Consider the following 11,901-nt stretch of genomic DNA (forward strand, 5'->3'; position numbering starts at 1 on the left):
AAGACGTTGAGATAGAATGTATATAAGTTAGAGGAATACATATTTATATTTTCAAGGAGGAATTGCAATGTTAAAATTTCAAGATTACCAGTATGAAAGACCCGTACTGCAAGAGGACCAACATGCATTCAAAGAATTATTACATCTGTTCACCAACGCTCCATCGGCTGATAAAGCAATCGATGCGATAAAAGAGATCAATACTTTTCGAAACAAGCTATCCACCCTTTTTAACCTCGTTTATGTTCGGGCTTCGATTAACACGAAGGATGAATTTTATCAAAAAGAACGCAATTATTTTGATGAGATTGAACCAGAAATTAAAGCCATGAATACAGCGTTTTACAAAGAATTAATTAAATCACCTTACCGGATGGAGTTGGAAAAACAACTTGGTTCCCAATTATTTGAGATTGCTGATTTTGAAATCAAATCTTTTTCTCCAGATATTATCAGTTTGCTGCAAAAGGAAAATAAACTTGCTTCGGAGTACTCCAAATTGGTTGCCTCTGCAGAAGTAGAATTTCAAGGTGACACCTATACACTGGCACAACTTGGCCCATTTGCTCAAAGTGAAGACAGATCAATCCGTAAACAGGCTGTTACAGCAAGTGCAGGATTTTTTGAAAGCCATGTAGATCAATTCGACTCCATTTATGATCAGCTTGTAAAGACTAGACATGAAATAGCTGTGAAGCTAGGCTATAAAAACTTCGTGGAAGTAGGATATCTAAGAATGCTCCGCATCGATTACAATGCAGAAATGGTTGATGTTTTCCGTAAACAGGTTCAGAATTTTGTTGTTCCATTGGCAACGAAACTATATGAAAAGCAGGCTGCCCGTATTGGTGTTGATTCCTTGAAATTTTACGATGAAAACTTTAAATTCAAAACTGGCAATGCAAAACCTAAGGGATCACCGGAATGGATTATCGAAAATGGCAAAAAAATGTATGCAGAACTGTCCGATGAAACAAATGAATTTTTTCAGTTTATGCTTGATCGGAATTTATTAGATTTGGAAGCAAAAAAGGGTAAAGAAGCTGGTGGATACTGTACATTCATTGAAGACTATGAGGCACCATTTATCTTCGCTAACTTTAATGGAACTTCAGGTGACGTCGATGTTTTAACACATGAAGCTGGTCACGCATTCCAAGCTTATTCAAGCCGTAACATCGGAGTACCGGAGTATATTTTCCCAACTAGTGAATCAGCAGAAATCCATTCGATGAGCATGGAGTTCTTCACATGGCCATGGATGGAGCTTTTCTTTAAAGACGATGTGGATAAATATAAATACGCCCATTTAGCAGATGGTCTACAGTTTCTTCCATACGGTGTTGCTGTCGATGAGTTCCAGCACCTCGTATATGAGAACCCCGAGTGGACACCAAACGAGCGAAAGGATGCATGGAAGCAACTCGAAGAAATCTATTTGCCACATCGTGATTATGATGGAAATGAATACTTGGAATCCGGTGCTTTCTGGCAACGACAAGGACATATTTATGATGTTCCGTTCTATTATATTGATTATACACTTGCGCAAATTTGCGCTTTCCAATTTTGGAAAAAATCACGTGAAGATCATGAAGCGGCATGGGCAGACTATTTAAATCTTTGCAAGCTTGGTGGTTCCAAAGCCTTCCTTGAACTTGTAAAAGCAGCCAATCTCCGCTCCCCCTTTGAAGAAGGTGCATTAGAAACGGTCATCCGTACCATTGAAACCTGGCTCGAATCCGTGGATGATAAAGCTTTATAATAGGGAAGCAGTAGCAATGATTTTGAATTGCTGCTGTCTTTTTTATATCTTTTATGTAACGAATTCCTTCTATCTCAGTAAGCATGATACAACCTCTACTCGATCTATGCTAAAATGAATGTAAAATAGCATATTTAAAGGAGATCAACATGACATTCAAAATACTTTTTCTTGATATTGATGGAACAATTCTTATGCCTAATCATACATACACCGAATCAACGAAAACAGCAATTCAGCAAGCAAAAGCTAATGGTGTTGAAGTATTTATCGCAACAGGCAGACCACTCATTGAAGTAAAAGACCTTGCAAAGGAACTAAATGTAGATTCATTTATTGGATATAATGGTGCATATGCCATCTACCAGGAAGAAACAATTATTAATGAGCCAATCGATGAAAAACTCGTTCGACAATTTTTGGACATAGCAAAGGAAAATGATAACGAACTTGTTCTTTATACAAAGGATAGGAATTACTACACATCCCTTGACCACCCTTTTGTGGAGCAATTTAATCACATATTCCAACTGAAGCAAAACGCATTATTTACTTATGATGTGGTCGATCAAATTATCGGGATTACTGCAATGAATCTACAACCTACAGAAGTCTCTCTTTATGAAATCAAGGAGAATATCCGCATGTCACAGGTGAATATCGAAGGTGCAACGATGGCGTACGATATTATCCGCAAAAATGTGAATAAAGGAGAGGCAATAACGAAGATTCTTAAACGCTTAAATATACCAAAAGAACAGGCTATCGCATTTGGCGACGGATTGAATGATAAAGAAATGTTGCAGGCTGTCGGAGAAGGGTTCGCAATGGAAAATGCCCATCCAGACCTTTTTGATTTTGCAAAACATATAACAACCTCTGTATCGGATTCTGGTATATTTAATGGCTTGAAAAAAATTGGATTAGTTAAATAACATGAAGATGACAATTCGCTCTTATTAAAAAGCAAAATGCACCTTATTAAAGGTGCATTTTGTTGTTTAATTTTACTTACAAGAAGAATCCACCATACAACAACGCACCTACAATAACAAATGCCGGATGAATCTTCCAACGCTCAATTAAAAAGTAACTGAGAATGACAATGACTGCCGTTTGCCAAAAACCAATACCAATATACGATTCACTGAAGAAATTCCACGCCATAACACCGAGTAATATGGCAATGACCGGTTGAACAAAAAGAGTGAGTCGTTTTACTTTAGGTGATTTCTTATACTTCAGTAAAATACCGCCAAGCAGAATCATTAAAATTAAAGATGGAGCTACGATTGCAAATACGGCGATAAATGATCCGAGTACACCACCCATTTCAAACCCAATATAACCTGCCATTTTCGTAGCAATCGGTCCTGGAAGAGAATTACCAAGCGCAAGAACTTCACCAAATTCCTGAACGTTCATCCAATTATATCTTTCGACGACTTCGTTTTCAATGAGTGGAATCGAAGCTGGGCCTCCACCATAGCCAAGAATACCAGGAATAAAAAAGGCTAGAAATAATTGCAAATACATCATGATTGATTACCTTCTTTACTACCGACATCGTCCTTATTATTATGAATCGGTAAGGATAGGGCAAGTATCAATAACACGGCAATGACAATCCCAGGGTGAATATGAAGTAATTGTAATAAAATAAAAACGATTACAATCATGATTAGTGCTTTCCCCCAGCCGAAGCCTTTTCCTGCCTTTTTAGCAAATTGCCATGTAAGAACTACCATCATCATTCCAACGACAGGAACAACTGCTGCAGTCATCCCCTGTACCCAATCAAATTCACGAATACTTGATAGGGAAGTTAATAGAATAATCATTAATAAAATGGTAGGTAATACGGTTGCGAGTAAGGCATTGATCATCCCCATTAATCCAGAAACACGATAGCCAACATATCCTGCCAATTTTGTAGCGATGGGACCGGTTAACGTATTCCCAATGGCCAATAGGTCCCCAAACGCCTCATTATCCATCCATTTATAATTATCCACAACTTCCTTTTGTATAAGTGGGATGGAAGCTGGACCTCCACCGAAGCCCAGAATCCCAACCCGAAAGAATGCCATAAAAATATTCCAATGCGTTTTCATTCGTCACAAACCTTTTTTAGTTATTCTTTTAGCTCATATTATCTATTACCAGGCCGCTACTTTACCATCTGTTCTGGATTCCGTTCCACCAACGAACACACCTGTTTCTGAATTACGCCAAATAATCTGCCCACGCCCAAAACGATTAGGTTCGTGTTGTATCTTCATATCATGCCCTTTAGCTACCAATTCCTGTACAATATGGTGTGCGAATCGATTCTCGACTTCGACTGTCTTATCTTTCATCCATTGCCATCTTGGCGCATCAAGAGCAGCTTGTGGATTCAATCCAAAATCAACCGTGTTCATAACAACTTGAACATGACCCTGTGGCTGCATAAAACCACCCATTACTCCAAAAGGACCTACAGGCTGGTTCCCTTTTGATAGGAATCCAGGAATAATCGTATGATAGGTTCGTTTGCCTCCTGCCAATGCATTAACATGATTATGATCCATGGAAAAATTATGCCCGCGGTTTTGTAAGGCAATCCCAGTACCCGGAACAACCACACCAGATCCAAATCCCATATAATTACTTTGGATGAATGAAACCATATTTCCTTCCTTATCTGCTGCAGCTAAATAGACTGTACCGCTTGAGGAAGGGTCGCCAGCTTCCGGGAGTAGCGCAGCGTCCCCAATGAGCGCTCTTCGTTTCTCTGCATAAGATTCACTTAGAATAGCTTCAGCAGATACTTTCATGTGACTTTCTTCTGTTACATGCTTCAAGGCATCTGCATAAGCAAGTTTAATTGCTTCAATCTGTTTATGATAGGTATCGATGGAATCTTTCGTTTGAAAATCAAAACCTTTTAAAATATTTAATGCCTGAAGTGCGACGATACCCTGCCCATTCGGAGGGATCTCCCATACATCATGTCCCCGATAGTTTACGCGGATTGGGTCAACCCATTCAGGCTGATAGTCTTCTAGATCCCCTTTTGTCAGAAAACCTCCATTTTCCTTTGAAAAGGATGCCATTTTCTCAGCCAGGTTTCCTTGGTAAAAGGATTCTCCATTCGTATCTGCAATTTCCTGTAAAGTGTTTGCATGGTCTTCAGAGGACCATAGCTCACCAATTTCCGGTGCCCGTCCCTTAGGTGCAAAAGTTTTAAACCATTCTTCAAACTCAGCACCTGTTAATTTTTCTTTGAACGAGCGATAGGCATTTTTCCAATACTTACCTAGAGTTGGTGAAATTGGATGTCCTTCTCTTGCATATGTAATTGCTGGTGTTAAAACTTCCTTTAAGGAGAGTTTTCCAAATCGCTTTGACAATTCTGCCCATGTTCCTGGCGCTCCGGGCACCGTTACGGGAATCCATCCATGTGTCGGTATTTCGTGATATCCTTTTTCTTTTACAGCATCAATGGTAATATCTTTTGGTGATTTCCCACTACCATTCAGCCCATGCAACTTCCCTTTTGTCCATACGAGTGCAAAAGCATCACTGCCAATCCCGTTTGATGTTGGTTCAACAACGGTAAGGCAGGCTGCGGTTGCAATAGCAGCATCAATTGCATTTCCACCTTTTTTCAACATATCCAAACCTGCCTGTGCAGCAAGCGGCTGAGATGTTGCTACCATTCCATTCTTTGCATAAACAGGTTTTTGCGAAATAGGATAAGCGTTTGATTGATTTGTAAGATACATTTTATTTCCCCCTCCGTTATATGTTCTATCTGTTCACGTCCACATTTCTCCCAAAAAAGGACACAAATAATATTTACTCGAAGCGTCCTTAAAATTTGTTTCAAGTAATGTCTTTCTATTATACGTTATTTTTGGGTAAATTTTAACTATTCCATAAATGACATCCAAAATCACTGTCCATATCACTGAGATATTTATACCGTATCTTTACAGAACAGCTAGGGGGAATTTTCTCCAAGCTGTTTTACATGATATTAATCATCGATCACATCTTTATTTTTCTTAAAAGAACGTTTTAAAGAGATATAATCAAAAAGATAATGAAAAAAAATAACCAATATAGAAGGTCCAATTATATCCATTGCTTCCACCCAACCAGAGGGCACACCTTTGATACGAAAGAAGCCACAAAAAAAATTAGTCCAAACCTTAATGAATTTTTCCAACTCTTCCTACGTTGTTTGGAATAATCATTTTCATTAGAAATATCTGTATGTTCGATACCAGAGAAAATATAGCGCATAAATGTATAAAACATAATAAATACAGCAATTAAAAACATAATTAATGAACCATCTAAACCCCACTTAAACCAATTAAGGTTCAGGAAGCTAAAAAGCATGAGTATACCTGTTGTCAGAAAAGCAGCTTCCGCCATAATGTAAACCATTTTCATCCGTTTGTATTCATCATCCGGCAGAAAAAAATTTAAAAAAGATCGGATCATTTACAGTTCCTCCCAAAATAAATCGTCCAATGTTTTATCCAATGCCTTTGCAATTGCTATACATAATCGCAGACTCGGATTATATTTCCCCTTTTCAATCAGTCCAATGGTTTGCCTTGTTGCTTGCACTTGTTTAGCAAGCTGGTCCTGGGTAAGTCCCTTTTCAATTCTTGCTAGTTTCATTTTACTGGTCATTCAATCACCTATTTCCGAATAGTGACAAATATAAATAACATTATGTAATTTATATATTACATTGATAGCTTACTTATTACAAGTTAATTATAAATATTCTGCAATTTTTTTTAGACAGTATTGGTTTATTATGCCATTAAGTTTCATATATGACTGACGTAAAAAATGGGATTAGCTGCACCGCTAATCCCTTCACTATTTGTATAAAATATTTTAAAGAAACGTACAGCTTCTCTTAAGAACACTTAAACATATTAATAGCGCTTTTGTTTTTTTCTTGAAGAATCAGCCTTTTTGCTTCCCGTTTCCCTTCTTGTCGTCCCTTGCCCTTCTACCTCTGGAGAACTCAAACCATCCGTTACTGGATTAACTTTTCTCTTTTTCATTCTAATCACCTCCAATTTTAGTGTTCCTTAAAATAATTTAGATATGTTATTTTGTCGCTATTTTGAATCAAGCCCTAAAAACACTTTTTAACTTTTCTACAAGAAAAAGATGATCAATATAAGGAATAAAAAAGACCAAATCATTGTGCAATTTGGTCTGCTAATACTTCTGTTATTTGTTCTCCATAAAATAGAACTACTGATTATTTTTCAGGTAGTACCGCATCTGTTGTCATTACCCATTCATGGATTTCATAGCCTCTTGCACCTTTTACAACATATGGATCGTTTTTAACGATTGCTTCCGCTTCTTCAAAATTCTCTGCCATATAAATCACTAGACCACCAGTTCCATCGGTAAAACGGCCTTTCGCAAAGACTTTACTTTCATTCTCTTTTTCTTCCAAATAAGTCAAATGATCTGGACGGAACTCCTGGCTCTTCCCCTCATCCAACATCGGTGAAAACGCAGCAAAATACTTCATATGTAACATCCTCCCTCTCTTATCCTCCTCCCATTATACCGCTCCATAATGGTGCCTGTCACTCCCCGAACTTTGTCATATTTTGTCGATAGCCGCCAATAGAGAAAGCTCTGCCTTCTAACTTTTGGCAGAGCTCTCTAAAAATCTATCATTCGCTAACTTGGATATCATATTTTCGAAGCCAATAATCAATTTGACATAGATGTGCAATTAACTGGGGACCTTGCATAAGCTGGCCATACCATGGATCCTTAAATTCTTTCCCCTCACTTTTTACAATTGCTTCCACTTTTTCACGTTTCATAAATTCAAAGATTCGTGCATCAGGATCGGCAAGGATTTCTTCCATCCATTTCACAACTTGCATGGTATACTCCGGCTGGAAAGTTCTCGGATAAGGACTCTTCTTACGGTACAAAACTTCATCAGGCAGAATCCCTTCCAATGCTTTACGCAATATCCCTTTCTCCCGACCTCCATACATCTTCATATCCCATGGAATATTCCAGACATATTCTACTAATCGGTGGTCTGCATATGGGACACGCACTTCAAGACTAGCTCCCATACTCATCCTGTCCTTGCGATCGAGTAATTGAGCCATAAACCACTGCATATTTAAATAAAATATTTCTCTACGCTTTGCATCTTCTTCTGTTTCTCCATCAAGCCTCGGGGTTTCAGCAACTGTTTCTTTATATCTTTCTTGCACATACGTTTTCAAATCTAATTTCTTTTGCCACTCTGGCTTTAATAAATCTACCCGTGAATCCAAGGACCTCATCCAAGGAAAACTATCTCCAGATGCGGACGGATCATGAAACCATGGATAACCACCGAAAATTTCATCTGCACATTCTCCAGATAGCGCAACCGTCGTATGATCTTTAATACGGCGACAAAACCATAATAAAGAAGAATCAATATCCGCCTGACCCGGTTGATCACGAACGTCCACTGCTTCCTTTAGCAATGCAGCAAGTTGTTTTCCGGAGATAACTTCATCATGATGATCCGTATCAAATTCCTTAACCACCTTTTCAATCCATGGCTTGTCACTAGATGGTTGAAACTTACTTGACTGGAAATGCTCGTCATTCCCCTCATAGTCGATTGAAAAAGTAGTTAATGCGACGTCATCTTTTCGCTTAAAATAATTTGCGGCTACAGCTGTAATTGCACTTGAATCCAACCCACCGGATAATAACGTGCTAACCGAAACATCTGCAACCAACTGCCGCTCCACTGCATCGACAAACAATTCCCTCACCTTTTCAGCCGTTTCCTCTACAGAATCATGATGCGGCTTACTGACCATATTCCAGTAGCGCCACGTTTTCAAGCCGTTCTTTGAAAACGTCAAGGAGTGCCCGCCACGCAATTCTTTTATTCCTTTAAATAAACCATGCCCCGGTGTTCTGGAAGGTCCAAGCGCAAATATTTCTGATAGGCCTCCGCGATCAACTTCAGCATTCACATCTGTGTGAGCAAGTATTGCTTTCAGCTCGGAACCAAAGATGAACTGGCCCTGTTTTTCATGGAAAAATAATGGTTTTACGCCTAGTCGATCCCGGGACATGAATAGCTGGTCTCTCTTCTCATCCCAGATACCAAAAGCATATATTCCATTCAAATGATCCACACATTCTTCCTTCCATTCGATGTAAGACGTCAGTAGAACTTCCGTATCAGAGGTCGTACTGAATGAATATCCCATTTGAAGTAATGCTTGGCGAAGTTCTTCGGTGTTATAAAGCTCTCCATTATATACAATCGTATAAGTAACTCCATCTTTTTTCTTACTCATCGGTTGTTTTCCACCTTCTAAATCGACAACCGAAAGACGCTTATGTCCAAAACCTGTATGACCATCTATCCAATATTGTGTCGCATCCGGTCCCCGTAATGCCAAAGTCTCCGTCATCTTCTCCAATACTGGCTTCTGCATGCTTGCTCTTTTATTCCAATCAACAAAGCCTGTTATTCCGCACAAATCCTGTCACCCTCTCTGGTGCATTTTACGTTTACTTCACTATTCTATGCGGAAAATTTGTCCCTAGTGATAAAAAAACACCCAAAGGATGTCGCAAGGGAACTACCCTATAATTTCAGATTAGCAAAGAGGATGGAACGCTGTGCGAGAAACAACAAAGCCGCTTTCAAAACAAAAGTTCGAAAATTCCCTGTATAACAAATAAAAGAACGCTAAGGTTCACGGTTTTTTAATGCCATCGACTCTTCGGAGCAACCACTCTGTAACATCCTTTTTGTTTTCATTACCAATTAAATGTTCCGTTGGATATGTCTTATATTTAACGGAAGCACCTTTTTCTTTGAAAAATTGATAATTCTTTTTACCGACTTCTGGTCGGAAGATATGATCTTTTTCTCCATCCGTTAAAAAAACAGATAACTGATCAATGGATTCTATCGAGTACTCCTCAATAACAAAACCTGGTACATAGCCATTCATTGAAACAATGCCACTTATTTTATCACCAAAAACTAACGCAAGTGAATTGGCAAGTATTGCACCTTGACTAAACCCAGCTAAATAAATTTGATTTGGATCAATCGGATACTTATCCAATGAAGTTTCGATAAAACCTTGTAACATTTCCATACTTTCATCAAAAAGTTTACGATCAGGCTTTCCATATTCTTTTAATTTATAATAAGCAAAGCCATCCTCATACGTTAAATTTCCTCGAACACCAATTAATATAAAATCCTCTTTCAATCCTTCAAATACGGACAACATTTCTTTTTCGTTATAGCCAATTCCATGTAAAGCGAATAATACTGGATATTTCTTGTTATCTTTCACACCGTTTGAGGGAAGCGTTACCTCATATTGAAAAGTTTCACTCATACTAATCCATCCTTTTTATATTAATCTGTTGAAACATTCGAAGCACGGGGACGGTTCTCCTGCTTCCATATCTGCACAAAAGGAAGCACGAGAACCGTCCCCGTGCTTCCTCTATGTCAGTCAGTTTTTAAGAAATGCTTGGATGTGTTCAATAAATGGCTCTGTTTTTTCAATTTGTGTCCAGTGACCACATTCATTAAATAAATGCAATTCGGCATGAGGTAATAGCTGCATTAATTTATAGCTTGTCTCTTCGAATGGAATAACTTGGTCATTTAAGCCGTGGAATAATAAAGTTTCCGTGTTAATCTTTTTAATTTCTTCGTCTGGCAATGCAAGTTCATTCAATCTTTCTTGTCGGTTATCAAAGAACATTGCAGCGAAAGCTTCTTTGGACTCTGGTTTGATACTTGCTTCGTAACGCATACGAACCAGTTCATCATTTTTTGCTGCGTTTTGATCATAGGAGAACAGTTGAATCAATTCTTGCATCGTTTCAAAACTTGGCTCGTACCCCCAAACGCGATCTAAACCATATGATATTTCATGCTGCGTCCCAACGCTTCCCATTAAAATTAATTTCTTCACTAAATCAGGTCTTCTATGTGCTACATGAAGTGACAGGGCTCCACCGAATGAATTACCGACTAAATATACGGGTTCATCGGATACTGCTTCAATAAAACCAATCAGATGTTCTACCCACAGATCTAGTGTGTATTCATCTTTCGAAAGTTTATCTGTTTCGCCAAACCCAACGATGTCTGGTGCAAATACTTGAAGTGATTCACTTAAACGCGGAATAACTAGTCTCCAGTTTGCAAAAGCTGATACTCCGGGCCCTGACCCGTGGATTAGGATCATCTTTTCTGTTCCTGAACCTTCCTCATGGTAATGTGTATTAATTCCATTGATTTTCATTTGTTTTGAACTGATTTGTAATTGCAAGTAAAACCCTCCTATTACCTTTTCTACAAGGCTTTATAAATAACTGTTGAATGAATAAACTTTTTTAAGTAAACTGCGGGACTGCGATACTCGTCCCATCGAAAAGATTTGTTGCTTTTTTTAACTGCATTTTCTATAAATCAGAACGTAACTGCTGGTTTTTTTATCAGTATGCAGAAGCTTCGGCGACCGCTCTGGGAAATATACTTCGCTTTCCGCGGGCGGCTGGTGAGCCAACTTGCGCTAAAGCGCTGCGTTGTCTCACCGATGCCTTTCCTCGAGGCCACTGAAAAAGTAGGACATTTAAAAATTAGTACAAATTAAGCCCCACTTTTAATGATATTGAATGTTAATTTGAACACTCAACTCCCACTAAGTCCGTGTTATAACGTGAAATTTTGGGAATTGGTTTTTTGACTTTCTAAGTTAGGGACTTTTTCAGTGGCCTCCTTTCCTCCCGCTGGAGTCTACGTATATTCCCCAGAGCTGGTTAGAAGTTTGCAAATAATTAACTGCATTAGTGATTGTTATAAAGATGACATCATACAGCTTACCAGTCCGGGTGAGCGGAGGGCGGTGACTCCTGCGGGAACAGCACGTGTCCGAAGACCAGAAGAGTGGTTTTCTCTTCGGGGCTGAGGCCGTGCCCGCGGAAAGCATCCGCCCGCAGCGATCCCGGACGGCGGTATAAGCACACGTTATTGCATACCAGCCACAGTTACAATAAACAAATAACAATCGTATAACCTAAAA

The 11,901-nt window shown here is 38.8% G+C and carries 12 protein-coding genes; 2 read left to right on the forward strand and 10 right to left on the reverse strand.

Translation table 11 applies throughout. The annotated features are described in order from the left end of the window. Window positions 1-67 precede the first annotated feature (67 nt). Together ACHABU_RS04980 and ACHABU_RS04985 are read left to right on the forward strand one after the other, a co-directional pair. Entirely contained in the window at window positions 68-1,765 is a 1,698-nt protein-coding gene (locus ACHABU_RS04980; RefSeq protein ID WP_435762915.1) for a M3 family oligoendopeptidase, read from the forward strand. 149 nt (window positions 1,766-1,914) lie between these two features. Beyond that, window positions 1,915-2,700 (forward strand): HAD family hydrolase, encoded by a 786-nt coding sequence (locus ACHABU_RS04985; RefSeq protein ID WP_435762917.1) that lies wholly within the window; start codon window positions 1,915-1,917, stop codon window positions 2,698-2,700. 76 nt (window positions 2,701-2,776) lie between these two features. On the opposite strand, the gene ACHABU_RS04990 is transcribed toward ACHABU_RS04985, so the two are convergent. From ACHABU_RS04990 to ACHABU_RS05035, 10 genes are all read right to left on the reverse strand, one after another. Next, on the reverse strand, window positions 2,777-3,304 hold the full coding sequence (locus ACHABU_RS04990; protein ID WP_435762919.1) for a chromate transporter: 528 nt from the start codon (window positions 3,302-3,304) through the stop codon (window positions 2,777-2,779). After that, entirely contained in the window at window positions 3,301-3,879 is a 579-nt protein-coding gene (locus ACHABU_RS04995; RefSeq protein WP_435762921.1) for a chromate transporter, read from the reverse strand. Before ACHABU_RS04995 ends, ACHABU_RS04990 begins: the two co-directional genes overlap by 4 nt. Before the next feature lie 45 nt (window positions 3,880-3,924). Then, entirely contained in the window at window positions 3,925-5,535 is a 1,611-nt protein-coding gene (gene ggt, locus ACHABU_RS05000) for a gamma-glutamyltransferase (RefSeq protein ID WP_435762924.1), read from the reverse strand. A 352-nt stretch (window positions 5,536-5,887) separates the two neighbouring features. After that, a complete protein-coding gene (locus tag ACHABU_RS05005) occupies window positions 5,888-6,262 on the reverse strand; it encodes a DUF3278 domain-containing protein (RefSeq protein ID WP_435762927.1) in 375 nt (124 codons plus the stop codon). Further along, complete coding sequence (locus ACHABU_RS05010; RefSeq protein WP_435762929.1) at window positions 6,263-6,457, reverse strand: helix-turn-helix transcriptional regulator; 195 nt, start codon at window positions 6,455-6,457, stop codon at window positions 6,263-6,265. Between the two features lie 254 nt (window positions 6,458-6,711). After that, window positions 6,712-6,843, reverse strand: a complete 132-nt coding sequence (locus tag ACHABU_RS05015; RefSeq protein ID WP_435762931.1) for a YuzL family protein — start codon at window positions 6,841-6,843, stop codon at window positions 6,712-6,714. 203 nt (window positions 6,844-7,046) lie between these two features. Further along, window positions 7,047-7,328: a YciI family protein gene (locus tag ACHABU_RS05020; RefSeq protein WP_435762933.1), complete on the reverse strand. Its 282-nt coding sequence runs from the start codon at window positions 7,326-7,328 to the stop codon at window positions 7,047-7,049. A gap of 148 nt (window positions 7,329-7,476) precedes the next feature. Then, window positions 7,477-9,321 (reverse strand): asparagine synthase (glutamine-hydrolyzing), encoded by a 1,845-nt coding sequence (gene asnB, locus ACHABU_RS05025; protein ID WP_435762935.1) that lies wholly within the window; start codon window positions 9,319-9,321, stop codon window positions 7,477-7,479. Between the two features lie 219 nt (window positions 9,322-9,540). Beyond that, window positions 9,541-10,200: an alpha/beta hydrolase gene (locus ACHABU_RS05030; protein WP_435762937.1), complete on the reverse strand. Its 660-nt coding sequence runs from the start codon at window positions 10,198-10,200 to the stop codon at window positions 9,541-9,543. A 120-nt stretch (window positions 10,201-10,320) separates the two neighbouring features. Beyond that, entirely contained in the window at window positions 10,321-11,121 is an 801-nt protein-coding gene (locus tag ACHABU_RS05035) for an alpha/beta fold hydrolase (protein ID WP_435763678.1), read from the reverse strand. Window positions 11,122-11,901: the final 780 nt, after the last annotated feature.

Origin of the sequence: Oceanobacillus sp. CF4.6, assembly GCF_051262635.1 — a bacterium.
GTDB lineage: Bacteria > Bacillota > Bacilli > Bacillales > Amphibacillaceae > Oceanobacillus.

Bases quoted from the DNA above. Each gene is read 5' to 3' on its own strand.
- ACHABU_RS04980 (WP_435762915.1), top strand. From the start codon at position 68: ATGTTAAAATTTCAAGATTACCAGTATGAAAGACCCGTACTGCAAGAG.
- ACHABU_RS05005 (WP_435762927.1), bottom strand. From the start codon at position 6,262: ATGATCCGATCTTTTTTAAATTTTTTTCTGCCGGATGATGAATACAAA.
- ACHABU_RS05020 (WP_435762933.1), bottom strand. From the start codon at position 7,328: ATGAAGTATTTTGCTGCGTTTTCACCGATGTTGGATGAGGGGAAGAGC.
- ACHABU_RS05030 (WP_435762937.1), bottom strand. From the start codon at position 10,200: ATGAGTGAAACTTTTCAATATGAGGTAACGCTTCCCTCAAACGGTGTG.
- ACHABU_RS04990 (WP_435762919.1), bottom strand. From the start codon at position 3,304: ATGATGTATTTGCAATTATTTCTAGCCTTTTTTATTCCTGGTATTCTT.
- ACHABU_RS05035 (WP_435763678.1), bottom strand. From the start codon at position 11,121: ATGAAAATCAATGGAATTAATACACATTACCATGAGGAAGGTTCAGGA.
- ACHABU_RS05010 (WP_435762929.1), bottom strand. From the start codon at position 6,457: ATGACCAGTAAAATGAAACTAGCAAGAATTGAAAAGGGACTTACCCAG.
- ACHABU_RS05015 (WP_435762931.1), bottom strand. From the start codon at position 6,843: ATGAAAAAGAGAAAAGTTAATCCAGTAACGGATGGTTTGAGTTCTCCA.
- ACHABU_RS04985 (WP_435762917.1), top strand. From the start codon at position 1,915: ATGACATTCAAAATACTTTTTCTTGATATTGATGGAACAATTCTTATG.
- ACHABU_RS04995 (WP_435762921.1), bottom strand. From the start codon at position 3,879: ATGAAAACGCATTGGAATATTTTTATGGCATTCTTTCGGGTTGGGATT.
- ggt (WP_435762924.1), bottom strand. From the start codon at position 5,535: ATGTATCTTACAAATCAATCAAACGCTTATCCTATTTCGCAAAAACCT.